This window comes from Chryseobacterium sp. CY350 (genome assembly GCF_027945075.1).
Lineage (GTDB): Bacteria > Bacteroidota > Bacteroidia > Flavobacteriales > Weeksellaceae > Chryseobacterium.
In genome coordinates this window covers 1,819,518-1,843,903 of record NZ_CP116034.1, presented here as the reverse complement: position 1 = coordinate 1,843,903, position 24,386 = coordinate 1,819,518, and the positions used below count along the sequence as shown (strand labels likewise).

The following is a 24,386-nucleotide window of genomic DNA, read 5'->3' as shown; positions in this document are numbered from 1 at the left end:
CTTAATCTTAGCCTCAACCTTAACCTAAAAATTAAAAATGACACACCTAGAAAATATAAAAAAACTATTCTCAAAAAACTTTGTAGAAAGTCCGCTTCTTGAAAGTTTTGATGTGGGAAAAATATATCTTTCAACCGGAAAACTGGTTGCTTGTGATCCTTTGATTACAAATGATATGCAATCATTTACAGATGTTTTTCCGAAAGGCGATTTTGCAGTTTTACTTCATAAAGAAAGAGAAAGCAATTGCGTTGCTTATGCCGAAATCGTTTTCAACGATTCAGAAATTACATCGTGGAAATTAGCAACAACCGAAAGTCAGAATATCAAAGATTTAGCAGAAGGTGAAGTTTTTGGTTATCCTGTAGAAAGCGGAATGGGCTGTTTCATGGATGTTGAAACGCAGGCAAGTCTCAATGAACTCGAGCAGAAGCTTTACCGTAGAAAAGGAGACGATTTTATGGGGATTTACGAAGAGTTTTTCCATGAGCATTTTTTTGATGAGAAAGGAGCAATCGATCAATATGCATTTTTAAAGCCATCGGATGAGCTTCCCGGGACAATTTTTGGCTTCGAAACGGGTTATGGAGAAGGTTTTTACGCCAGTTATATTGCGTATGAGCAGAATGATAAACCTGTCAAAATCGTTACTGAATTTATAGAGATTTTAGTAAATTAAAAATAATTATTATTTGTAACACTAAGTTGTTTAAATTTACCAAAAGCTAAAAATACAAAATATGAATTTTACTTCGACACAGCCTAAAATAGTCGTTGTTGGCAGTTGCTCTCTGGATTTGATTTTATATACCGAGAAAATACCATCTTCTAACGAGACAGTGATGGCGAGTTCCTGTGATAATTATTTCGGTGGTAAAGGTGCAAATCAGGCAGTAGGAACGGCAAGATTGGGTGCAAGTGTTTATTTTATAGGATGCGTGGGATTTGATCCACTAGGTCAGCAAATCATGAGAAATCTGGTCGAAGAAGAAGTAAACGTAGGATACGTTACAGAGACTGATAAAGATGCAACCGGAACAGCATACGTCACAAGTTCTGATGGCGAAGCTGCTATTGTGGTAGTTCCTGCCGCTAATAATTATCTTACAACTGCAGACGTGGAGGAAGCAGACCGATATATTTACGGAGCGGATATGGTTCTTTTGCAGTTGGAAATTCCAATGAATGTTGTGGAATATACTGTCAGGAAAGCAAAAAGTTACGGGAAAATGGTAGGTTTGTATGCTTCTCCGGGAAGACCGCTTACGAAGGAAATAATTGATAGTGCAGATTTTATTGTTGCTAAAAGCAGCGAATTAGAGATTATCTTTGGTGACGATCAAAGAGAAAAAGTTCTAAAAAAATATTTTAATAAGGTTTTCATCCGCGACGAGACCAATTCTACAGTCTATTTTGATGGTACAGAGATGAAATATTTTAGAAATGAAGATGAAAGTATGGTATATAAAATGGGAATGGGCGATGCGTTCACATCTGGTTTCGCAATAGCGTTGTGCCATAAGAACTCAATCGAAGAATGCGTGAAGTTTGGAAATGAAGTCTCATCAAAGGTTTCTTTAGGAAAAGGTGCGCAGACAGCACTTCCTAGATATTCAGATTATTTTAAGTAAATTATTTGCTGCATATCGAAAAGTTAAAAATTAATACAATCTCAACATAATAATATCCACTTTTATCGGTGGATATTTTATTTTGATCTTATGGAAAAACTGATTCTCCAAACACATGATAAGATTCAGATTGTTGCACATGTTTTTAAACCTGAAATAAACAATCACAAGGTCTTGCTGATCAATTCTGCTACCGGTGTGAGACAGCATGTCTATTTTTCTTTCGCTCAGTTTTTTGCTGAAAAAGGATTTACCGTTATTACGTATGATTATCGCGGTATTGGTCTTTCAAAACCTCAGAGAATGAGAAACTTCGATGCATCGATGAGGATGTGGGGAAGTGAAGATTACAAAGTAATTACTCAATTTATAATTGATGAATTTCCGGATTATCAGAAATTTTGTCTCGGTCATTCGGTGGGCGCATTGATTTTAGGAATGAATAAAGATTCAAAAATATTCGACAAATTTATCTTTGTTGGCACTCAAAACGCTTTTGTCGGACATTTAAGATGGCGTACAAAAGTTGAAGCTTTACTCGGTTTCGGAATTGCCCAGCCTTTTTTCACAGAGCTATTCGGTTATTTTCCGGCACATTGGTTTGGATTGGGAGAAAGTCTGCCAAAAAATTGCGCTTATGACTGGAGAACGTTAATTTTGAACCCCAAATCTACCAACAAATTATTGTTTAAAACTGAAGACTTTTCAAAAGATTTAAAACAGAAAGTTTTTGTGATACAAGCTGAAGATGATGCTTGGTTAACGGATAAAGGAGTAAAATCTCTACTGAATGATACCTACCCGAATTTAAAACCAACCTACAGATTAATCAAAACTTCTGAATCTGAAAAAGGAGAAATAGGACACATCAATTTTTTCAGAAAATATAACATGAATCTTTGGGAAATTGTTCTAAATGAAGTGAAGTAATAAGACAAAATTTGCTATTTTCGAAAGCTTGCTGAGATTCAATAATTTTTGGGAATGCCTTTAAATAAAATAAACGAAAGAAATAAACTTAAAATGAACAACATCATAGAAAACACCGTACAATTTGTAAAAGAAAAACTGGAAGGCGCGGAAGCCGGACACGATTGGTTTCACATCGAAAGAGTATGGAAACTTTCAAAAAAAATCGCAAAAACCGAACACTGTAATCTTGAAGTTGTAGAACTTTCTGCCTTACTTCATGATATTGCTGATCCCAAATTTCACAATGGTGACGAATCTTTAGCTTTAAAAATTTCTCGAGAATTTCTGGAAAGTCAGAAAGTAAGTGAAGAGATTATAGAGCAGGTTTTGTTTATCATTCAAAATATTTCATTCAAAAATAGAGGAGAAGCGCCAAAAGATTTGCCTATCGAATTAAAAATCGTGCAAGATGCAGATCGTATTGATGCTATCGGCGCCATCGGAATTGGAAGGACTTTCAATTTTGGAGGTTTTAAAAATAATCTGATGTATCATCCGGATCTTAAACCCCAGATGAATATGTCAAAAGAAGAGTACAAAAAATCAAACGGAACGACTATTAACCATTTTTACGAAAAGCTTCTCCTGTTGAAAGATTTAATGAATACAAGAGAGGGAAAAAAAATAGCCGGGGAAAGACATCAGTTTATGCTGAATTTTTTGGATCAATTTTTTGCAGAATGGAATGTTGATTAACATTCCGTGAAACATCTCTAATGATTATCTTTGCAGCATGGGATTTATCATTTCTATCATTTTTTTTTCACTGATTCTTTCACTTTTCCTTTTTAAGGTGAGATCCGGATCGTTTGCGAAATGGGCAAAGATCTTTCGGGTTTTTACTCTGGTGATTTCCATTTCGCTCTTCACGTATTGGTTTGTCAAGAAAAGTTCGATCGGCATTGTTAGCAATTCGGTGTCGTTGCAGGTAATCAATAAACTTCCGCAGCCGCTTGATTTTTATGTAATTAATGTCAACAATCTTGATAAAAGCGGAACATTCGAAACCAAACACATAGGTAAAGTACGTCCCGAATATTACAGAATTGAGCATCTTAAACTGACAAAATCAGATCAATACTGGGTCGCTGGTTATCTAGGCAAGAAAAATCTGGTCTACTTCTCTCAACATGCTGTCCCGAATAAAAATATGGATCAGATTGTGGAGGCCCAAAACTACATTATTCAAAGTGAGAAACTTTCTGAACAGGCAAAAAAGCATGTTGAGGCCTACAATTTTGAAAATATGCAGACAGGAATCTGGGTGACGCTCTGTTTCCTTTTGATATTTCTAAATATTTCTTTAATGCTGCGAAAAAAACAGGTAAAGCATAATTAGATAAATTTAATTAAATCTTAATTAATTATTTATCAGAACAAACTCGGTGGAGTTTCAAAAGCTAACTTCGGAATTTTAATATCTGTTTTCCAGTCTTTATTCATTTCCTCAATCAAATGTGCAGAAAGTAAAGGTGAGGCTTTCTCAAGATTTTGGTGAACAAAGAAATAAAGATTTTGCAGACCTTCTTTTTTCCATTTAGTTAAATGTTTCAGCCAATCTTCTAATCTATCATAATCGCTCTCATGATTTGCTCCTACATATCTTATGAAAGCAGTTGGCGTTGTAAGTCTCATATGAAGCATGTCTCTTCTTCCGGCAGTATCTACGATAATATTTGTGATATTGTTATCTTCAAAAAGCTGACAGGTTTTATCAAAAATATCCTCATCAGTAAACCATTCTGTATTTCTGAGTTCTATTGCGAGGGGAACTTCTTTTGGCCATTTAGTCACAAACTGTTCCAGTCTTTCGTAGTCTTTTGGCTTAAAATTATCGTGAAGCTGTAGGAAAACCATTCCAAGTTTTTCGTCAAAATTCAATACTGCCGTCGCAAATTGTGTGACCACATCATCAATATTTAAAAGTCTTCTGAAATGTGAAACTGTGTTGGTGATTTTTGGGAAAAATTTAAAATCAGCAGGTGTTTTTACTTTCCACGTCAAAACCTGTTCGGCGGAAGGCAGACTGTAAAATGTAGCATTTAATTCGATTGAATTAAACTGTGTGGCATAATAGGTCAGCTCATCTTTCGTTCCTTTCGGATAGAAACCTTTCAAATCCGTTTTGTTCCATTTTGCACATCCGATAGAAATATTTTCCAGACCTTTTTTATTTTCCTTTAAAATTTCTTTAGTTCTAGGATGATCTTTTGGTAACGTAAAATCTATTTGCGAAGGATCTTCTACTTGTCCGAATTTCATATTGTAATATTTTTAAGAATCTTTTTTCTTATCTAAACAAATATATAAAAAAGCACGAATCTATTTCGGTTCAGATGTTTAATAAATATTTGCTTTTCAAAAAAAACTCCTAAAGTTTAACTTTAGGAGTTTGTGATTATTAAATATTCAGTAATTAAACTGTCTTTTGCTTTCTTTTAAGCACGACAACCAATCCTATCGCAGTCAATAAAAGTAAAGGAATATACTGATCGATTGGTGACGCATTCGGATCTCCCGGATTTCCCGGAAAAGTATCTTCTTGGGTTACAGGTGTTTTTTCGTAGACGTAGGAATTGTCGTCTGAAGACTGAGCGAAACCCAGCCCTGAAAGCACAATAGAACAAGTTATTAAAATTTTTTTCATTTGTTATTTTATTATTTTTTTAGAATATTCTTTTCCTGCTGAGACCGCTTTTAGAAAATATACACCTTTTGCATCTATTTTAATGCGTACTAATTTCGCATTTGAATTTATCTTCAAGACTTTTCGTCCGGCTACATCAAATACTTCAACTGTTTCAATGTTTTTATCATTTCTCACTAAGAAATCATCGCCTTCCCTGTACACTTCGAAAGAATTTCTAGTAGCTTCTGCTGTTGCAAGAACGTCTAGCTTGTAAACAATCTCAAATCTGTTTGCAAATTCTCCTGCGTTATTGGTAAAGCTGTATTCAGCATTCTGCAAATTGGTGTACGTTCCCGAATCTTTATCGTGAAGATAAATCGCCTGTCCGTTATTAAAAATTCCTTCTTTCTGAACTAAGGAAATTGTAAAGTTTGCGTTTTGAAAATGTTTTGTTCCTACGGGAACGATGTCAGTGATGTCAAAACCAGCTTTTCCCTGAATTACGAGCTTTTGAGCATCTGCCATTGTATAAAAAGCATCAGAACCCATTCCGATTGCTTTAGAATCATATTGATCAAAAGCATCTGAAGCCGAATTTAAATAAGCCACCGCAATCGTATTGTTGGTATTGTAAGAAGAGTTTAATTTTAACCAAAATTTGCCTTCTGTGGAAGAGTTATTTTTATTAAAGAAAGTTCCGGATGTAGCTGTTCTCATATCATTGGTGAAACTTAAAGAAGTATCTGAAGGAGCCGATAATGCTCTTACAAAGAACCCTTGTCCGATATTGGCAATATTTCCGGTAGGAATAGCAGTATTAGTATTTGGTGCAGGAACCCAAGCCGAGGTAGAAGCATTGTAAGTGGCATACCCAATGTTTACAGAAGTAGCACCACCTTGAGTAGTAACAGAATTACTCGTGTTATCCCAAAAATATAATGTATTAGAAATTCTTCCCTGGTTTGCTATATAAAAACTATCTAAATCTAAATTTGAAGGATAAGGATTTCCCACTAAATTAAATCTGTTTCCTGTCGTTGCTAAATTATATGTTTGAGTACCATTGTTTGGAACTCCTGTAAAAGTTAAAGTTCCTGTTGAACCTGAAGGCGTTTTAATAGAATATCCTTTACCGAAAGCTGAAGTTGTAGAAGCTGCGTTTACGAAATTGTCTGTAGCAGTGTTATATTCCGTAATAAATTGAGGGGTAATCCCTGTTCCGTAGATTGTATTAAGATCTTGTAAAGCAACTGGTGAAGACCAGAATGCGTATTTATCAAAGTCACTTTTTGAGTACTTTTTAACGCTGAAATCTCCTGTATAATTTAATGTAGAACCATCTCTCTGGATAAGGTTTCCACCATTTTTTATGGTTACATCAGCAGCGTTGATTGTATTTCCTGAAGTAATTTCTAAAACAGCTCCATTATTCACAATAATATTTTTTGCTGTGAACATAGGGTGTGTTGTTGTAGAATAATTTCCGGCAATAAATGCATTGATAGCTGACGTAGGAACTCCGTTACTCCAAGTTGTACCATTCCATATAGTTTTGATTAAGTTTGTGCAATCTGAGGTGAAATTTATATCAAAATCATTAAAGCTTGCCAACTGTGCATCATCAACACAAACTGATAAGCTGGGATTGTGATTGTAATTTTCAACATACTGTTCTATGGAGTTGTTGTGAACATTAACTGAAACTAAGTTTAAATTATCTAATGCAGAAAAACTCTCTAAATGTGAAGCGGTTGAGAAATCCAGTTGTGTTAATAATGGGCATTCTTTAAAAAATACGTTCTTTAAATTGACATTATTTAAAGTGTTTAACTGTGCTATCAAAGGTTGTTTTTCTATATGAAGTTCTTCTAAATTTACATTATTAGAAATATTCAATTGATTGAGAAAATTATTTTCAATAAGATCAAGTTTTTTTAATCCTGTACAATCAGAAATATCTAATGAACTGATCTTTGTGTATTTGATATATAATTCCTGCAGACCTGAACATTGAAGGAGATTTAGTGTATTGAGCTCAGTAAAATAATTGTAAAGTATGTTATCACTAATAGACAAAGTTTGGAGACTTGAACAATTTTGCAGATTCAAAGTTTTTAAATCATAGTTTCCCCAAATTTCTAAATCTGCAAGAGCTGTACAATTTTGGGCATTTATATTTTGTAGATTTATAGGTATACTAGAATCCTCCGGAGCACCATTATTCGCTTTTAGTGTATGCAGTGCAGTTAAATTACTAACATCTAAATTACTTAAAAACTGAATTGATGTTACAATATTTACCTCTTGCAAAAGTGGGGAAACATTTATATTTGCATAGTTGAGAGGCTGATTAAAGGCTGTTAATTTTTTTAATTTAGGAAGTCCTGTAAGATTTAACGATGTTACATTGCCTAATATTACACTTCCTAGAGAATTTGCTGTGTAAAGGTATCTGTTATAATACGCACAGTCTAATTCTTCAAGATTCGCTAATGCTGCTGTTGAGAAATCAATATTTGAAGCATTAAGACCTTTTAGTTTCTTTAGAGAAGAACATCCATTGACATTAATCGCAGTAATGTATACGGCATAACTGTCATAATAGTCACCATCTAAAATAACTTCATGCAAAGACGTACAATTGTTTGCGATCAGATTAATTTCTTGATTAAAGCTGGCATTTTGTGTATTGGTAATATTAATCGTTTGCAATGTTGTAATATTAGGAACAGATAATTTTACAAGACCTCTGCAATCATCAATTTTAATTGATGTCAAATCAATATTTTCCATGTACAGCTCAGAAACTAATATATCATTCATCACCAATGCCCCATTAAACTGTGGGTTATTTTTGATTCTGAAAATAGTCTGTCCCAAAAAATAGGGATGATAAAAAGCATTAATATCATTCATCGTCAGAATTGATGGACAATTGTCAATGGTAAAATCTACATCAAAGAAATATGATTCATAGAAATTTCCATTAAAAGAGGCTTCATCGTAGTACCAGCGATTCATGCATGCTAGTTTTGTTATTTTGTTATTATTTATAAAACTTATATTTGCATTCTTTGTGTCTGAAATGTAAAGTTCTTTCACATTCGTAAAAAGCAAAGCATCAGTGATGTTGTCAGGAAGATGAGCGAAATAATATGGAAAGTTAATTTCTCCGGTTGCGGCATCAATTTTTTGCGTTTCGTCCATTTTTACATCAAGAATCACAACTTGTTGCGCTTCCGCAGTCTGAATCTCTCCATCACCATTTGCGTCAATCGCAATTGAATTTCCGCTGAGATTTTTTGCTATTCCATTTGTGGAGTTTGAGCTTAGAATTAAAGCTTTAAATTTAGAATCTGTAAAATTCAGATTTTGTGAGTAAACTACAGAAAAGCAGCTTACCAAAACGGTAAATAAAATTTTTTTCATCGATGTGTTAGTAATTTTTCTTTGATATTAGAATTATCAGCTGATTATGCAAATGTAATAATTGAAGTTTGTTTGGATAATTAATTGATTTTCATTTTTTTGTGATGATTTCATCGGTCTATGTAAAATTTATGATTGTATTGTTATAAAAGTGTAATTATATTGTTTTTTGGTAATGTGATATACGATACAAACCACAAAACTATATTCTTCTTGTATTATAAATTTTTTATGATTCAATAGTCGTTTATCTTATACAAACAATACATAAAGCACCAATTTAAAACCTTCAAAAGCTTTTAATAAAATCTTAGTTCTTACAGTCAAAATCTTATCAAATAATGTTCGAGAAGATTTCAAGTAATTACTTTAATTGTGGATATTCAGTAATTAAACTGTCTTTTGCTTTCTTTTAAGCACGATAAGCATCACAATCGCAGTCAATAAAAGGAAGGGAATATACTGATCGATTGGTGATGCATTCGGATCTCCCGGATTTCCCGGAAAAGTATCTTCTTGGGTTACAGGTGTTTTTTCGTAGACGTAGGAATTGTCGTCTAAAGACTGAGCGAAACCCAGCCCTGAAAGCACAATAGAACAAGTTATTAAAATTTTTTTCATTTGTTATTTTATTATTTTTTTAGAATATTCTTTTCCTGCTGAGACCGCTTTTAGAAAATATACACCTTTTGCATCTATTTTAATGCGTACTAATTTCGCACTAGAATTCAGCTTCAAGACTCTTCTTCCGGCTGCATCAAATACTTCAACTGTTTCAATGTTTTTATCATTTCTCACGAAGAAATCATCGCCTTCCCTGTACACTTCGAAAGAATTTCTAGTAGTTTCTGCTGTTGCAAGAACGTCTAGCTTGTAAACAATCTCAAATCTGTTTGCAAATTCTCCTGAGTTATTGGTAAAGCTGTATTCAGCATTCTGCAAATTGGTGTACGTTCCCGAATCTTTATCGTGAAGATAAATCGCCTGTCCGTTATTAAAAATTCCTTCTTTCTGAACTAAGGAAATCGTAAAGTTTGCGTTTTGAAAATGTTTTGTTCCTACAGGAACGATGTCAGTGATGTCAAAACCAGCTTTTCCCTGAATTACGAGTTTTTGAGCATCTGCCATTGTATAAAAAGCATCAGAACCCATTCCGATTGCTTTAGAATCATATTGATCAAAAGCATCTGAAGCCGAATTTAAATAAGCCACCGCAATCGTATTGTTGGTATTGTAAGAAGAGTTTAATTTTAACCAAAATTTGCCTTCTGTAGTAGAATTGTTTTTATTAAAGAAAGCTCCTGATGTAGCTTTTCTCATATCATTGGTGAAACTTAGAGAAGTATCTGAAGGAGCCGATAATGCTCTTACAAAAAACCCTTGTCCGATATTGGCAATATTTCCGGTAGGAATAGCAGTATTAGTATTTGGTGCAGGAACCCAAGCCGAGGTAGAAGCATTGTAAGTGGCATACCCAATGTTTACAGAAGTAGCACCACCTTGAGTAGTAACAGAATTACTCGTGTTATCCCAAAAATATAATGTATTAGAAATTCTTCCCTGGTTTGCTATATAAAAACTATCTAAATCTAAATTTGAAGGATAAGGATTTCCCACTAAATTAAATCTGTTTCCTGTCGTTGCTAAATTATATGTTTGAGTACCATTGTTTGGAACTCCTGTAAAAGTTAAAGTTCCTGTTGAACCTGAAGGCGTTTTAATAGAATATCCTTTACCGAAAGCTGAAGTTGTAGAAGCTGCGTTTACGAAATTGTCTGTAGCAGTGTTATATTCCGTAATAAATTGAGGGGTAATCCCTGTTCCGTAGATTGTATTAAGATCTTGTAAAGCAACTGGTGAAGACCAGAATGCGTATTTATCAAAGTCACTTTTTGAGTACTTTTTAACGCTGAAATCTCCTGTATAATTTAATGTAGAACCATCTCTTTGAATAAGGTTTCCACCATTTTTTACGGTTACATCAGCAGCGTTGATGGTGTTTCCTGAAGTAATTTCTACAAATGCACCATTGTTAACAAAAATGCTTTTTGCCGTAAACGCAGGGTTGGATGTTGTAGAATATGGTGCATTGATAATTGCATTTACCGATGATGTAGGAATACCGTTGTTCCAGCTAGTTCCGTTCCAAATGGTGGTGAGTAAATTGCTGCAATTAGTCGAAAAATTAAGATCCGTATAAGTAGTTGATAACTGAATAAACTGACCATCATCTACACATAATGATAAATTGGGATTAATAGATGGCATAGGATCGTAAACAGTACCATAAAGCATAATAGTTTGCTCTATAGCTCCGTTTCTGATGTTTACCGAATTCAAATTGGCCATATCAGGTAACAAAATTGATTCTAAGCTGGAGTTGCTTGAAAAATCTAATTGAGTAATCTGTGGACATTCACTTACACTTGCATTTTTTAAATTAACATTAGCAGAAGGATTTAGAGTAGTAAATAATGGTAAATTTTTTATCGCTAAATCTTCTAAAACAGTATTATTTGAGATATCTACCTGAGAAAGAAGTTCAAGATTATAAAGTTTCAATGATCTTAATTGCACGCAGTCGGAAATATCTAAAGTATTTACTTTTGTTGCTCCAATTTCTAATTCTTCAAGACCTGAACATTGAAGGATATTCAACGTATTCAGTTCATTATAGTTGTAATATGTAGATGCAGATGAGCTGGGACTAAGATTAAGAGATTGAAGGCTTGAGCAATTTTGTAAATTTAAACTTTTTAAATCGCTGTTTCCCCATATTTCTAAAGTCGTAAGAGCGGTACAATTTTGTGCATTTATATTCTGTAAATTCTGAGGTAAGGTATAGTCATTTGAATCACCATCAAAAGCTAAAAGCGTATGCAACGCTGGTAGATTACTAACGTCTAAATTACTTAAAAATTGGCACGATGTTACGATATTTATCTCTTTCAAAAGAGGGCAAACATTTATATTTGCATAATTGAGTGGTTGATTAAAGGCTGTTAATTTTTTTAGTTTTGGAAGCCCTGAAAGATTTATAGAGTTTACATTACCTAAGTTCACAAATCCCATAGAAGAATTTGGGTTGTTGTAAAATGCACAATCTAGCTCTTCAAGATTTATTAATCCTGCACCAGAGAAATTAATATTCACATAGTTTAGCCCTTTAAGTTTTTTTAATGCAGTACATCCATTAATATTTATGGAAGAAATGAAAACCATAGAATTGTTGTTGTAATCTCCTGCAGTAGTGATCTCCTGTAGATTTTCACAATTATTTGCAATTAACTCCGTCCCCAGATAGGTGTACAATGGAAACGTGATAGTCGTAAAATCAATTCTTTCTAAAGAATTATTATTTGGAACGTGTAGTTTAGTGAAGTTATTGCCGATTTTTATTGCTAAATTAATGATAGGACAGTTTTCTATATATAGCTCTTTAAGTTCACCTTCTATATTTTGATTAATATCAACTCCTGTGCAGTTTTTTAGCGTTAAAGTTTCTGGATTATTAGGTGCAAAAAATGTAGTAGAGGGAGAAATTATGACATCATTAAGATTTTGTATTCCTGAACAATTATTATACGAATATGAAATTACAGATGGGGTGCCATCAGTGGTCGGTACATATTTGGTTTTTCTAATTTTACTGTTGTTAATATAATCTAAGATAATTGAGTTTGCATGATAAATATACAGCTCTTCAACATTTGAGAATTTGGTCGCATCTGAAACACTGTCAGGAACCAAATTGGTTGCAAAAGTTGGTAGTTGTACCTTTAAAATTTTCACTTGTTGCGCTTCCGCAGTCTGAATCTCTCCATCACCATTTGCATCAATCGCAATTGAATTTCCGCTGAGATTTTTTGCTATTCCATTTGTGGAGTTTGAGCTTAGAATTAAAGCTTTAAATTTAGAATCTGTAAAATTCAGATTTTGTGAGTAAACTACAGAAAAGCAGCTTACCAAAACGGTAAATAAAATTTTTTTCATCGATGTGTTTAGTAATTATTGTGTGATAATATATCAACTAATGGTGCAAATATACAGTTTGCAATATATTTTTTATTTTGAGCTTTCCGCAGATTGTTTAAAAATATTATTTTGATTTCTATGCTATGCGTTTGAATTATAATGAAATCCTATATTTATAATCGATTATGTTTTTTTAGTAAGTAAAAAAGCTTGAATAAAAGTGTAGAGATAAAAAGTTTGAATTTGTTTTCATCACACCCTGAATATGCAGATTAAAAGCTAATCTCCACTTTCCAACTCAAAGATTTCCTCTGCTTTTTTTCCAAAATATCTTGCAATCTTGAGAGCTAAAATGGTTGACGGAACATATTTTCCCGCTTCCATAGCATTGATGGTCTGCCTTGAAACGCCAATTATTTTCGCTAAATCTTCCTGCGTAATACCTTTAACGGCTCGTTCAATTTTAATGGAATTTTTCATTTTTTAAGCAATAAATAATTAAATCTTAAAATATACAAAACCAACGGCAGAAACATTATCAGAATCATGATGGTGAAAAATAGGCTTCCAAAAACAGTTAAAAATAAAATTAGAACAATAGAGTAGGAGGCAATCAAACTCCAGAAGACTGATTTTAGACGAAGACTTGAAATGTATTCATCTTCAATTTTTTCTTTAGAGAATCCTACCAAAATTCCTCCGATAACAATCAAAATACCAAATAAATTCGGCAATAAATCAATTTCTGTTGTTTTCAGAAAACCGTCTTGTCCATCATTGAAAAATCCGGAATTATAGATGACAGGCAGAGAAATTTGAAAATTCAAAATTCCTGTAAGAGAAGTCATCCCCAAAATAAGTGACGGAATAAAAATAAGCCAACCGATCATTTTAAAACGGTTGGGTAAAAGCTGTAAAGTATTCATGCTTGTAATTTTAGTAATTCAAATGTAAATAATATTTTACAATATGTAAAGTTTATTTTACTTTTTGTTAGACTTTATTATTTTTTTCCGTTTTTTCTAAATTAAATCATTGTATTTCTTTGCTGAGTTTACGCCTTTGCGAACGAAAAATATTTTCAAACATTAAAAAAAACTTGCGAACTTTGCGTTTAAACACAAAAAAACCGCGAAAAAATTCCCGCGGTTTATATTCACAGCCAACTTGACTCTTTTTACTTTTTACTTGGCTCTTTTAAACCTAAGCTTCACAAGCCGAACAGCTCACAAAATTCACCATCATTTCCTTAGAAACAGACGAACTTCTTTGGTAATACAAAGTTTTTACGCCTTTCTTCCAAGCTTCGATGTAAAGGTAATTGACGTCTTTCACAGGCATCGTAGACGGAATCTGTAAATTCAGAGACTGCGCCTGATCGATGTATTGCTGTCTTTGTGCAGCTTGAGAAATAATCTCCATCGGAGAGATTTCTTTGAATGTTTTGAATACTGCTTTTTCTTCGTCAGTCAATTCATTCAAGTGCTGTACAGAACCGTGATTTAGCATAATTGTTCTCCACGTTTCTTCGTTATCAAGACCTTTTTCTTCCAACAATTTTGCAAGATATTTATTCTTACGCATAAAGTTTCCTTTCGCCAAACCAGCTTTGTAATAATTCGATGCAAAAGGCTCAATTCCCGGAGAAGTTTGACCTAAAATTGCAGAACTTGAAGTGGTAGGAGCAATTGCCATTACCGTCGTATTTCTCATACCGTAACCTTTCAACAATTCAGGTTCGCCGTAGATGTTTGCCAATTCCTTAGATGCGATATCGGCTTGAGATCTGATGTGTTTGAAAGCTCTTGCATTAAACTGCGTTGCCTCAAAACTCTCAAAAGGAATCATGTTTTTCTGAAGATAAGAATGGTAACCCAAAACTCCCAAACCAAGCGCTCTGTGACGCATAGCGAAGTCTCTTGCTCCCTGAAGATAATAATTCCCTTCTGTTTTCTCAATAAATTCAGATAAAACAGCATCAAGGAAATAGATTGCCAATTGTACCGCGTTCGTATCTTTCCACTCGTCGTATAATTCTAGGTTCATAGACGAAAGACAACAGATGAAAGATTCTTCTCTGGTTGACGGAAGCATGATTTCCGAACAAAGATTACTCGCATTAATCGTTAATCCAAGATCTTTATATACCTGAGGTTTGTTTCTATTCACGTTATCCGTAAAGAAAATATACGGAAGACCTTTTTGCTGACGGCTTTCCAAAACTCTTGCCCAGATTTTACGCTTGTCGGCGTCACCGTCAATCATATCCTGCATCCAGTAATCCGGTACACAAATTCCCGTAAATAGGTTCTGAATCGGACTTCCGATATCTTTAATTGATAAAAATTCTTCAATATCGCCGTGGTCAACATCAAGATAAGCTGCAAAAGCACCTCTTCTTACACCGCCCTGAGAAACCACATCCATTGAAGTGTCAAACAATTTCATGAACGAAACCGCTCCCGAAGATTTTCCGTTATCGGTTACCGCAGTTCCTCTGTTACGGAGTTCCCCGAAATATCCCGAAGTTCCGCCCCCGATTTTCGTCTGCATGATCACTTCACCCATTTTGTGGGTAATTCCTTCAATGCTGTCCGGAATATGCACGTTGAAACAAGAGATTGGAAGACCTCTCTGCGTTCCCATATTCGCCCATACCGGAGAAGAAAAACTGATCCATCCTTTCATGATCATCTCCTTGAAAGCCGGCTGAAGTTCAGGTTTGTATAATTTTTTTGCTGCTGCAGTCGTGATTCTATCGATTGCACCGTCTACAGTTTCACCTTTCAGAAGGTAACCTCTGTTCAGCATTTGCTCAGATTCTTCGTTGAGCCACCAGATATTGTTGTTTTGTTCTTCCATTTTTTATATTGTAAAATGCAACTTATGCATTATTTTGTTAATTTTTTAGGAGCAGAAAATTTTGTCTTTCTCCTCACTTTTCTACCTGCTTTCTCTACTCGCTTTTTTCTTTTGCAAAGAAAAAGAGCTCAAACATGCCGCTCAATCAGGGCTAAGACGACGGTTTGTTTTCTTTACTTCTGAATCACGTTATTGCTGTTGCTTTGTCATTGCGAGGAACAGCCCGTCCCGACCCTTCGGGAAAGTAATCTTATGTTTAATGCTTCGACAAGCTCAGCATGACATCTCTCTAATACTATCTGTTTCGACGCTCGCTTCGCTCGCGCCTTTATTTCAAACAGGTTTTAAAAATTCTACTTTATGAGAATCATTAAGTCCGCTTTCGTCTCTTAACCTCTGAAATTCTTTGAAAGACGGAATGTTTAAAACCTCATTCTGCACTTCTTCGTTTTCATAATTTGAAAAATGAACAAACGTAACACCGTCTTCTTTCACAAAAACTTTATACTCAAATTTTGTCTGGTCTAAAGTTTTAAAATCATTCAAAAACTTCTGAATATTGTTTTTTTTTTCAGAAACAAACACAGATTTTACGGTATAACTTACGATTACATTAATCATATTTTAGATTTTATGTAATTATGGAACAACAAAGTCCAATTTACTCAGTCATGCTATTAATTAAAGCTTCAGTCATTATCTCAGATTCTACCCAATTAACTGATAACTTAATGAGTAATTTTAAATCCAATAAGTCTTTGCTTTCCCACTTTTTCACATAATGAGTATGATCATTTCCCAACCAAACAGCTCTTTTAGCCGTTTCTTTTATTCGTGAATCCTCTACAAATTCATTTATGCATTTTCCTAAAAGAATTTTTTTTATCAGTTCTTCTTTATCGGGATTTTTCTTTATTATGTAATCTTTAATTAAAAATTCCAATGCTTTTCTAAATCCAACTCCACAGATTTCTAATAAGTTGTTTTGCTCCGCAAAATAAGCTTCATTATAAATTTTAACAAATGCTGGAGATAGTTCCGAGATTTCTTTGCTAAAAGTTTCTGTATTAGCGGTTCCTTTAATTATTCTATCAAAATTAAAAGTTACACTACTATTAGATGCTGTACCATAACGTTTATATTGTGCTACATAGCTAACATCACAATCTTGATTTGGGCAAGATAAAAAAACATATATTTTGTCTTTGCTATTATTTGCTTTTTGACTTAATAAGTTAGGTGTTGTTGATTTGTGGCAACAAGGGCATTCAGGAGGGTAGTTCGATAAAATAGTCATCGAAAAACCAGAAATTAATGCACTTTTGTTAAACATATAAATTTCTTAAGTTAGAAAAGATCATTCGCCGTAATACTCTTATCATGCTTCGTATAATCCACCGGTCTTTTTGCGAAGAAATCATCCATAGAATTGGCGAAAACTTCCTCTTCAAACCATTTCATCGGGCTGTATTGTTCAGCTGTCGTGTTGTAGCGTTTTTCCATGTTGATTTTGGTTAAACTTTCGTCAACACGGTATTTCATAAAGTTGATCAAATCCTGTTTAGAGAATTTATCCAGTTCACCCATTTCAAAAATCCAGTCAAGAATTTCGCCTTCCAATTCGATAGATTGGTCAACCAAAGTGTAAATATCTTCAATATCAGAATCAGTCAAAAGATCCGGCTGCTCTTCACGGATTTTATTGATCAGGTAAATTCCGCCATTCGCGTGAATCTGCTCATCAATAGATGTCCACGCAATAATATTGGAAACATTTTTCATGAATCCTTTAAATCTTGTAAACGATAAAATAATCGCAAATTGCGAGAACAAAGACACATTCTCAATCAGAATACTGAATAAAAGCAAAGAAGAAACATACTCTTTCGGCGTTGCAGAATTAGCGTGTTTCAGCACGTTGGATAAGAAATCTATTCTCTTTTTCAAAGCCGGAACTTCCACAACGTGAGTAAATTCTTCGTTATATCCCAAAACTTCCAGCAAACGAGAGTACGCTTCAGAATGACGGAACTCGCATTCTGCAAATGTAGATCCTAAACCATTCAATTCAGGTTTTGGTAAGTGATTGTAAAGGTTTCCCCAAAACGACTTTACCGAAACTTCGATCTGAGCAATCGCTAAAAGTGCATTTTTTACCGCATTTTTTTCGTGCGGCTCCAGTTGCGACTGAAAATCCTGAACATCTGCCGTGAAATCAACTTCTGAGTGTACCCAGAAAGATTTGTTGATCGCTTCTGTAAACTGAAGAACCTCAGGATACTCAAATGGCTTGTAGCTTACTCTTTTATCAAAAATTCCCATATCGAATTGTAATGTCTTTAAAATTTAAAAAATGATCACTGTTTGTATAACTGAGAAGATTTGGTAAGTTTCTGATTGTTTGGTCTTTATATTTTAAAATACCAATCATGGCCTATATTGATCTCTCGTAACGTGCGCAGCACAAAGTTAGACAACACAGATGTATTTTAAAAGGGGTAAAGAGTAATTGACTGACTTTTAACCTTAAAAGTTTTCCACATTTACATGAAAGTCGCTCTGATATTGATTTATAGCATGTTGGGCAATAAAAATAAAGGGATAGCAGAATTTAAAGTTAAACACTAAATTTTAATTATATGATTATCAATTAATTATATATTAAACATTAATTTATATAAAGAAAATTTTAATCTTGTAACAAAACCACGATATATTCTACTTATTAAAAATAAAAACAGCAATTGGTCAATGTTAGTAATTCAGAATTTACATAAATCATATGATACGGGAAAGAGTAAACTACACGTTCTCAAAGGTATCAATCTTAATATCAACGAAGGCGAATTTGTCTCTATTATGGGAAGTTCGGGGTCAGGAAAATCTACTTTGCTTAATATTATCGGGATTTTGGATGAAAAAGACACCGGCGTTTACGAGCTTGACGGAATTCCGATTGAACATCTGAATGAAGTAAAAGCTGCGGAGTATCGTTCGAAATTTCTGGGATTTGTTTTCCAGTCTTTTAACCTTATCGGATATAAAACTGCTTTGGATAATGTAGCTCTTCCTTTATACTATCAAAACGTACCTAGAAAAGAGCGTAACCTCCGAGCTATGGAATATTTGGAAAAAGTAGGTTTGGCACAATGGGCGACGCATCTTCCAAACGAACTTTCGGGTGGACAAAAACAAAGAGTTGCCATAGCGAGAGCATTGATTACAGATCCTAAAGTAGTTTTGGCGGATGAGCCAACCGGAGCATTAGATTCTAAAACGACTCATGATATTATGAAATTGCTTCAGGATATCAACAACGAAGGAAAAACGATCATTGTAGTAACTCACGAACCCGATGTTGCTGCACAAACGAAAAGAAACGTGATCCTCAGAGACGGAATTATTGAAAGTGACGAATTTATCAAGCAAATCGTTTTGTAAAATTAAAATAATCAACAGAAAATTTAAAGTCATTAATTTTTTAATCTTTAAGTTTTTTAATCATTTAATAAGGAAAAAATGTTTGACCTAGATCGTTGGCAGGAAATATTCAGTTCTATTCGCAGTAATGTATTGCGAACCGTGCTTTCGGGCTTTACGGTAGCTTTGGGTCTGTATATTTTTATTGTACTTTTTGGTATTGGAAATGGTTTGCAGAACGCTTTTCAGCAAGGTTTTACAAGAGATGCACAGAATCTGATTACGATTTTTACAGGTCGTGCAAACATCGCGTACGGTGGTTTGCAGGCAGATCGTAATATTACTCTTAACAATTCAGATTACGAAGCATTGATCAAGTCTCAGCCTGAAAAAGTGCAGTATTCAACTCCTAGATATTCCACAAATTTTCTGGTAAAATACGGTAAAGAAAGTGGAAGTTATCAGATTTCCGGAGCCAATGATCAGGAAGCTTTCATTGAAAACAGGAAACTGATGAATGGGAGATTTATCTCCGAAAGAGATATAGAAAACAATCAATACGTGGCCGTGATCGGAAGAATGGTGCAGCGTGATTTGATTAAAAACGGTGATCCTGTAGGAAAAGAATTAGAAATTAACGGAAGTATTTTTAAAGTTATCGGTGTATTTAGTGATGACGGCGGAGACTGGGATGAAAGGATGATCAGTGTTCCGATTTCTACTTTGCAGCAGGTGAAAAAAGGATCTGATACACTGAGTACTGTTTTTATAGCGTATGACGAAAAAATGGAGCCAGATCAGGCGATAAAATACGGTAAAGATTTGGAGAAAGAATTGAGGGCAAGAAAAAAAGTCTCGCCTGATGATCAAAATGCTGTGGGAATCAATAACCGTGCGGAAGGATTGCAGGATTCTTTTACTTTTCTGTTTGTAATTACCATTATTGTAGGTTTTATCGGAATGGGAACTTTGCTTGCCGGTATTATCGGGATCAGCAATATCATGGTATATATCGTAAAAGAACGTACGAAGGAAATTGGAGTACGAAAAGCAATCGGAGCAAAGCCGAGAAGCATCGTTGCATTAATTATGCAGGAAAGTATCGTCATCACCGTCATTTCCGGTTTTGTTGGTGTAGGTGTGGGCGTTTTAACTTTAGAATTAATAGGCGACGGTTTAGAAAAATATTTTATTAAAGATCCTAGTGTAGGATGGGGATTGATCTTCGCAGCATTTATCAGCCTTGTTCTTTCAGGATTGATTGCAGGTTTTATTCCGGCATACAGAGCATCAAGAATAAGACCTATTGAAGCTTTAAGAACAGAGTAATAAAAAGTGAATTATCAATTGTGAATTTTTTAAATGAATTTCATAATTGAAGTAGAATAAAATAGTATTAAAATAATGGACTTGCGAAGCAGAATTCACAGCAAAGCAAACTCACTTTATAAAGTAAAAAATTGACATTTTAAAAATGAACATTTTATTTAAAAAAGATACCTGGCAGGAAATTTATTATTCGCTCAAGAATAATAAGCTTCGTACGTTTCTTACCATGATCGGTGTAGGTTGGGGGATGTTTTTGTTTGTAAGTCTTTTGGGAGCTGCAAAAGGAATGGAGAATGGTTTTGATAAACTATTTTCCGGTCTTGCCACCAATTCCATTTTTATGTGGTCGCAGACAACGTCAATTCCTTACAACGGTTTTCCGAAAGGGAGACAGGTAAGTCTGCATCTTCCGGATATAGATTTGCTGCAAAAAAGAATTCCTCAGATCGATTATATTTCGCCTCAGAACTCCAGAGGAAGTTTCGGAAATGCAGGAGAACAGATGAGCAGAAACGGAAAAACTGCAGTTTACACGCTGACCGGAGATTATCCTGTAGGAAATAAAATTGCTGAGAAAAAACTTATTTTCGGACGTTATCTCAATGACGCCGATGTTACCGCAAACAAGAATGTTGTGGTGATTGGAGAAGCTATTTATAAAAATTTTTTTGATGCTAAAAAGAACGAAAATCCGATAGGAAAATCGATCAATATTAAAGGATTGTTCTTTAATGTAATCGGAGTTTATAAAGTTGCTCAGGCAGGTGGCCCCAATAATAACGACACCACATCTTATATACCTCTTTCCACTTTTACAAAAATGTTTAATGATGGTGATAAAGTAGATTTTTTTGCAATTGTAAGCAAACCAGATGCTGATCTTGCCGTAGTAGAAGATCTTGCCAAGGCAGAACTAAAAAAGAAAAACAGCGTTTCTCCGGAAGATACCAATGCATTCGGAACTTTTAATCTCGGTAAAATGTTCGAAAAAGTAACCGGATTTCTAACAGGAATGCAGCTCCTTACTATCATTGTGGGAACTTTAACAATTATTGCCGGAGTTATTGCGATTTCAAATATACTTTTGATCACGGTGACAGAACGTACGAAAGAAATAGGAATTAGAAGAGCACTCGGAGCAAAACCTTCTGAAGTGCGAAATCAGATTTTGCTGGAAAGTGTCGTCATTACACTCGCCTCCGGATTATTGGGTTTCATATTCGGAATCATGTTACTGATGATTATTGATGTTCTCACCAGAAATCAGGATAAATTTCCATTTTATAACCCGACGGTTAATTACTCAGAGGTTTTTGCCGCGATGGGAATCATGATTTTGCTGGGATTAATTATCGGAATGATCCCTGCGCAGAGAGCGGTGAAAATACGACCTATCGAAGCATTAAGAAGTGAGTAATTTAAAATTAAAATGAGCAGACTTTTTGTAATAATATGTGTTTGCTGTTTTGGCTTTGCCAATGCACAAAAGCGCGATTTTTTCATTTTTGAAGAGAATGAAGTATATAGTCTGTTTAATTTTATGGAAACTGCAGCAAAAATGCCAGGAACTTCATCTACCTATCAGGAATTTATCGATGGGAAATTATCTGGAGATACTGATTTTAAAAAAGCGGTACAAGATTTCAGATCTGTTAATTTTAATGAAGGAATTACAAGGCATGATTATCCGAGGGGAAGAAGTTATCGAAAAAGTTATTTGACATTACTTATCACAAATGCTGTGAAATCCAAAGATCTTGAAGATTTTAATGAAAGGATTACGGGAATTTTACCGATGAATGAACAATTGCAAATGTATCATTCATTGAAAATTGCACAGCCTTATTTCAGAAAATTTGTATGGAATGAAAATCAAAGTAAGGTTAGAAGTCAGATTGATCAACTCAAAAAATATAATGAAGTTAATGCTCAGTTGTTTTTAAAATTCAATCAATTTTATAAATCATCTTGGGATAAAGAGATTCCGTTTTACGTTGTATTATATCCGATTCCTGGGAAAAATGGCACAACGACAGCAACGCCACATGGTAATGCACTTTGTATCGGAAGTTTGACAGATGCAAATGATACAGTAGGAACATTGGGTGTTACTTTACACGAGATGTGTCATATTTTATACAACGAACAAAGCAAGAATATTCAGCTTGAGTTTGAGAATTATTTTAAACAGAATCAGTCACAATATTCTAAACTTGCTTATTCCTATTTTAATGAAGCAATGGCAACCGTGTTAGGAAATGGCTATGCTTATAAAATTATAAATAATAATATTTTAGATAAACAGGATTGGTATAATAATAAAACTATTAATCTTTTTGCAAAAGCTATTTATCCTTTAACGGAAAAATATCTTAAAGCAAATAGATCTATTGACAAGAATTTTATTGATGAGGTAGTTAAAAAATTTCAAGAAACGTTTCCTGATTCTATCTATGAATATGCTCCAAATTTTAACACCCTGAATATCTATACTGAACAATTAAATTCGAATGACATATTTGATAATTTCTTCAGCTATTTCGATGCAAATAGTATAGGAATTTCAAGTCCATATAAGAATGTTTCTCAAAGTTCAAAACTTTCAGAAGAAGAGTCTTCTTTTCTTATGCTAATTGATACTCATCATCAGGAAAATTTTGAAGAATTAAAAAAAGCTTTTCCTGAGATTAGGAATATAAAATATAATAGTTCAGTGCAAAATATCAGTTTTTATGATGCTAAAAATAGGATGATTGTTATTCTTTTTATTAGTAAAAAAGAAGACCTGAACGCTGCATTTGAAAAACTTGCGGAGTATAGGGAAATTGACAAAACGAAATTGATTCAATATTAAAATAAGCTACACATATGAAATCGTAATAGATCACATATGACCATTAAAAAAATAAAAATTTACATATGAAAAAGAAGTTTACCTGGAAAAAAGCAATTTACATCATTCTTGGGCTTTTATTGGCTTTAGCACTGTTTTCAGGAATAAGTTATTTGGTGAAATCAAATTCTACAGAAAGTGAAGCGTTTCTCACCAGAAAACCTACCGTTCAGAATATGGATGATAAAGTGATGGCAACAGGAAAGATTGTTCCGAAAGAAGAAATTGAAATTAAACCGAATATTGCAGGAATTATCGATAAAATATTGGTTGACGAAGGTGACAGAGTAGAAGCAGGACAATTGATTGCTACCGTAAAAATCATCCCGAATATTGCTGAAGTAAACAATGCTCAGCAAGAAGTGATGAATTCTCAGCTCCAGATCAGCAATGCAAGAATGAATGTTGAAAATATGCAGAAACAGTTTGCAATGCAGCAAAAATTGTTTACTCAAGGCGTGATTTCAAAACAGGAATTTTTAAATTCTCAGCAGCAATTGTATTCTCAGCAGCAAAGCCTGAAAAACGCCAATCAGCAACTTCAGACGGCTCAGAAAAGATTGCAGATTGTGAAAACAGGTGCAACTCCCGAATTGCAAGGTTTGGCAACAACTCAAATCCGCTCAAAAGCTGCAGGAACTGTTCTTGAAGTTCCTGTGAAAGTGGGAAGTCAGGTAATTGAAGCCAACTCTTTCAACGCAGGAACTACTATTTGTTCGATTGCAGATTTAAATTCATTGATTTTTCAGGGAGAAATTGACGAAGCACAGGCAGGAAAACTGAAGCAGGGAATGGATATGAACATCGTGATTGGCGCTTTGCAGAATAAAACTTTCCCTGGAAGACTGACGATGATCGCTCCAAAAGGTAAAGATACCAACGGAACGATAAAATTCCCCGTAGAAGGTGATGTAAATAATCCAAACAACGAATACATCAGAGCAGGGTTTTCAGCAAACGGAGAAATCGTAATGAGTTCTCAGAAAAATGCTTTGTTGTTGGATGAATCTTTGGTTCAGTACGAAAAAAGCAACGGTAAAGACAGATCATTTGTTGAGGTAAAACAGCCTGACGGAAAATTTAAGAAAGTCTTTGTGAAATTAGGAGCAAGCGATGGGATCAATGTGCAGATTCTTTCGGGAATAGATAAAAATGCTGAAGTAAAAGTATGGAATCCTTCGGATAAAGATAAAGAAGAACTGAAGGAAAAAGCGAAGAAGTAATTACTTTCGTTATAATTTAAAAG

Annotated in this window: 21 protein-coding genes; 10 read left to right on the top strand and 11 right to left on the bottom strand. The window is 34.2% G+C overall.

Annotated elements, in window-relative coordinates:
• Nucleotides 1–37 precede the first annotated feature (37 nt).
• From PGH12_RS08435 to PGH12_RS08415, 5 genes are all read left to right on the top strand, one after another.
• Nucleotides 38–679 carry a DUF4241 domain-containing protein gene (locus PGH12_RS08435; protein WP_267600104.1) on the top strand — a complete coding sequence of 214 codons (642 nt, stop codon included), beginning with the start codon at nt 38–40 and terminating at the stop codon, nt 677–679.
• Nucleotides 680–740: 61 nt separating this feature from the next.
• Nucleotides 741–1,631 (top strand): ribokinase, encoded by an 891-nt coding sequence (locus PGH12_RS08430; protein ID WP_267600103.1) that lies wholly within the window; start codon nt 741–743, stop codon nt 1,629–1,631.
• Nucleotides 1,632–1,721: 90 nt separating this feature from the next.
• Nucleotides 1,722–2,561 (top strand): alpha/beta hydrolase family protein, encoded by an 840-nt coding sequence (locus PGH12_RS08425; RefSeq protein WP_267600102.1) that lies wholly within the window; start codon nt 1,722–1,724, stop codon nt 2,559–2,561.
• Nucleotides 2,562–2,654: 93 nt separating this feature from the next.
• Complete coding sequence (locus PGH12_RS08420; RefSeq protein WP_267600101.1) at nt 2,655–3,299, top strand: HD domain-containing protein; 645 nt, start codon at nt 2,655–2,657, stop codon at nt 3,297–3,299.
• A gap of 37 nt (nt 3,300–3,336) precedes the next feature.
• Complete coding sequence (locus tag PGH12_RS08415) at nt 3,337–3,942, top strand: hypothetical protein (protein WP_267600100.1); 606 nt, start codon at nt 3,337–3,339, stop codon at nt 3,940–3,942.
• Between the two features lie 32 nt (nt 3,943–3,974).
• On the opposite strand, the gene PGH12_RS08410 is transcribed toward PGH12_RS08415, so the two are convergent.
• The 11 genes from PGH12_RS08410 to PGH12_RS08360 form a co-directional block, all read right to left on the bottom strand.
• Nucleotides 3,975–4,865: a DUF72 domain-containing protein gene (locus PGH12_RS08410; protein ID WP_267600099.1), complete on the bottom strand. Its 891-nt coding sequence runs from the start codon at nt 4,863–4,865 to the stop codon at nt 3,975–3,977.
• Between the two features lie 154 nt (nt 4,866–5,019).
• On the bottom strand, nt 5,020–5,250 hold the full coding sequence (locus PGH12_RS08405; protein WP_267600098.1) for a hypothetical protein: 231 nt from the start codon (nt 5,248–5,250) through the stop codon (nt 5,020–5,022).
• A 3-nt stretch (nt 5,251–5,253) separates the two neighbouring features.
• Nucleotides 5,254–8,661, bottom strand: a complete 3,408-nt coding sequence (locus PGH12_RS08400) for a T9SS type A sorting domain-containing protein (RefSeq protein WP_271286818.1) — start codon at nt 8,659–8,661, stop codon at nt 5,254–5,256.
• Nucleotides 8,662–9,051: 390 nt separating this feature from the next.
• The gene (locus PGH12_RS08395; protein ID WP_267600124.1) at nt 9,052–9,282 is read right to left on the bottom strand and encodes a hypothetical protein; all 231 of its coding nucleotides are present in this window, start codon (nt 9,280–9,282) and stop codon (nt 9,052–9,054) included.
• 3 nt (nt 9,283–9,285) lie between these two features.
• Nucleotides 9,286–12,654 carry a T9SS type A sorting domain-containing protein gene (locus tag PGH12_RS08390; RefSeq protein ID WP_271286817.1) on the bottom strand — a complete coding sequence of 1,123 codons (3,369 nt, stop codon included), beginning with the start codon at nt 12,652–12,654 and terminating at the stop codon, nt 9,286–9,288.
• Nucleotides 12,655–12,915: 261 nt separating this feature from the next.
• Nucleotides 12,916–13,116 (bottom strand): helix-turn-helix transcriptional regulator, encoded by a 201-nt coding sequence (locus PGH12_RS08385; RefSeq protein ID WP_267600050.1) that lies wholly within the window; start codon nt 13,114–13,116, stop codon nt 12,916–12,918.
• Nucleotides 13,113–13,562, bottom strand: coding sequence for a hypothetical protein (locus PGH12_RS08380; protein WP_267600051.1), 450 nt, complete (start codon nt 13,560–13,562; stop codon nt 13,113–13,115). Before PGH12_RS08380 ends, PGH12_RS08385 begins: the two co-directional genes overlap by 4 nt.
• Nucleotides 13,563–13,839: 277 nt before the next feature.
• A complete protein-coding gene (locus PGH12_RS08375) occupies nt 13,840–15,498 on the bottom strand; it encodes a ribonucleoside-diphosphate reductase subunit alpha (RefSeq protein ID WP_267600053.1) in 1,659 nt (552 codons plus the stop codon).
• A 333-nt stretch (nt 15,499–15,831) separates the two neighbouring features.
• Complete coding sequence (locus tag PGH12_RS08370; RefSeq protein ID WP_267600054.1) at nt 15,832–16,119, bottom strand: hypothetical protein; 288 nt, start codon at nt 16,117–16,119, stop codon at nt 15,832–15,834.
• Nucleotides 16,120–16,159: 40 nt separating this feature from the next.
• Nucleotides 16,160–16,831, bottom strand: coding sequence for a DUF4145 domain-containing protein (locus PGH12_RS08365; RefSeq protein ID WP_267600055.1), 672 nt, complete (start codon nt 16,829–16,831; stop codon nt 16,160–16,162).
• 14 nt (nt 16,832–16,845) lie between these two features.
• On the bottom strand, nt 16,846–17,820 hold the full coding sequence (locus PGH12_RS08360; protein ID WP_267600056.1) for a ribonucleotide-diphosphate reductase subunit beta: 975 nt from the start codon (nt 17,818–17,820) through the stop codon (nt 16,846–16,848).
• A 429-nt stretch (nt 17,821–18,249) separates the two neighbouring features.
• Between PGH12_RS08360 and PGH12_RS08355 the strand changes: the two genes are divergently transcribed.
• The 5 genes from PGH12_RS08355 to PGH12_RS08335 all read left to right on the top strand — a co-directional run bounded on the left by PGH12_RS08355 (nt 18,250) and on the right by PGH12_RS08335 (nt 24,363).
• Nucleotides 18,250–18,939 (top strand): ABC transporter ATP-binding protein, encoded by a 690-nt coding sequence (locus PGH12_RS08355; protein ID WP_267600057.1) that lies wholly within the window; start codon nt 18,250–18,252, stop codon nt 18,937–18,939.
• Between the two features lie 78 nt (nt 18,940–19,017).
• Nucleotides 19,018–20,247, top strand: a complete 1,230-nt coding sequence (locus tag PGH12_RS08350; protein WP_267600058.1) for an ABC transporter permease — start codon at nt 19,018–19,020, stop codon at nt 20,245–20,247.
• A gap of 145 nt (nt 20,248–20,392) precedes the next feature.
• Entirely contained in the window at nt 20,393–21,664 is a 1,272-nt protein-coding gene (locus tag PGH12_RS08345; protein WP_267600059.1) for an ABC transporter permease, read from the top strand.
• Nucleotides 21,665–21,676: 12 nt separating this feature from the next.
• Nucleotides 21,677–23,101, top strand: a complete 1,425-nt coding sequence (locus tag PGH12_RS08340; protein WP_267600060.1) for a hypothetical protein — start codon at nt 21,677–21,679, stop codon at nt 23,099–23,101.
• A 65-nt stretch (nt 23,102–23,166) separates the two neighbouring features.
• Nucleotides 23,167–24,363, top strand: coding sequence for an efflux RND transporter periplasmic adaptor subunit (locus tag PGH12_RS08335; protein ID WP_267600061.1), 1,197 nt, complete (start codon nt 23,167–23,169; stop codon nt 24,361–24,363).
• Nucleotides 24,364–24,386 lie beyond the last annotated feature (23 nt).

Coding starts and splice junctions, on each gene's coding strand:
- PGH12_RS08375 (WP_267600053.1), bottom strand. CDS start 15,498: ATGGAAGAACAAAACAACAATATCTGGTGGCTCAACGAAGAATCTGAG.
- PGH12_RS08405 (WP_267600098.1), bottom strand. CDS start 5,250: ATGAAAAAAATTTTAATAACTTGTTCTATTGTGCTTTCAGGGCTGGGT.
- PGH12_RS08385 (WP_267600050.1), bottom strand. CDS start 13,116: ATGAAAAATTCCATTAAAATTGAACGAGCCGTTAAAGGTATTACGCAG.
- PGH12_RS08350 (WP_267600058.1), top strand. CDS start 19,018: ATGTTTGACCTAGATCGTTGGCAGGAAATATTCAGTTCTATTCGCAGT.
- PGH12_RS08410 (WP_267600099.1), bottom strand. CDS start 4,865: ATGAAATTCGGACAAGTAGAAGATCCTTCGCAAATAGATTTTACGTTA.
- PGH12_RS08340 (WP_267600060.1), top strand. CDS start 21,677: ATGAGCAGACTTTTTGTAATAATATGTGTTTGCTGTTTTGGCTTTGCC.
- PGH12_RS08345 (WP_267600059.1), top strand. CDS start 20,393: ATGAACATTTTATTTAAAAAAGATACCTGGCAGGAAATTTATTATTCG.
- PGH12_RS08415 (WP_267600100.1), top strand. CDS start 3,337: ATGGGATTTATCATTTCTATCATTTTTTTTTCACTGATTCTTTCACTT.
- PGH12_RS08390 (WP_271286817.1), bottom strand. CDS start 12,654: ATGAAAAAAATTTTATTTACCGTTTTGGTAAGCTGCTTTTCTGTAGTT.
- PGH12_RS08425 (WP_267600102.1), top strand. CDS start 1,722: ATGGAAAAACTGATTCTCCAAACACATGATAAGATTCAGATTGTTGCA.
- PGH12_RS08435 (WP_267600104.1), top strand. CDS start 38: ATGACACACCTAGAAAATATAAAAAAACTATTCTCAAAAAACTTTGTA.
- PGH12_RS08430 (WP_267600103.1), top strand. CDS start 741: ATGAATTTTACTTCGACACAGCCTAAAATAGTCGTTGTTGGCAGTTGC.
- PGH12_RS08420 (WP_267600101.1), top strand. CDS start 2,655: ATGAACAACATCATAGAAAACACCGTACAATTTGTAAAAGAAAAACTG.
- PGH12_RS08370 (WP_267600054.1), bottom strand. CDS start 16,119: ATGATTAATGTAATCGTAAGTTATACCGTAAAATCTGTGTTTGTTTCT.
- PGH12_RS08380 (WP_267600051.1), bottom strand. CDS start 13,562: ATGAATACTTTACAGCTTTTACCCAACCGTTTTAAAATGATCGGTTGG.
- PGH12_RS08335 (WP_267600061.1), top strand. CDS start 23,167: ATGAAAAAGAAGTTTACCTGGAAAAAAGCAATTTACATCATTCTTGGG.
- PGH12_RS08400 (WP_271286818.1), bottom strand. CDS start 8,661: ATGAAAAAAATTTTATTTACCGTTTTGGTAAGCTGCTTTTCTGTAGTT.
- PGH12_RS08355 (WP_267600057.1), top strand. CDS start 18,250: ATGTTAGTAATTCAGAATTTACATAAATCATATGATACGGGAAAGAGT.
- PGH12_RS08360 (WP_267600056.1), bottom strand. CDS start 17,820: ATGGGAATTTTTGATAAAAGAGTAAGCTACAAGCCATTTGAGTATCCT.
- PGH12_RS08365 (WP_267600055.1), bottom strand. CDS start 16,831: ATGTTTAACAAAAGTGCATTAATTTCTGGTTTTTCGATGACTATTTTA.
- PGH12_RS08395 (WP_267600124.1), bottom strand. CDS start 9,282: ATGAAAAAAATTTTAATAACTTGTTCTATTGTGCTTTCAGGGCTGGGT.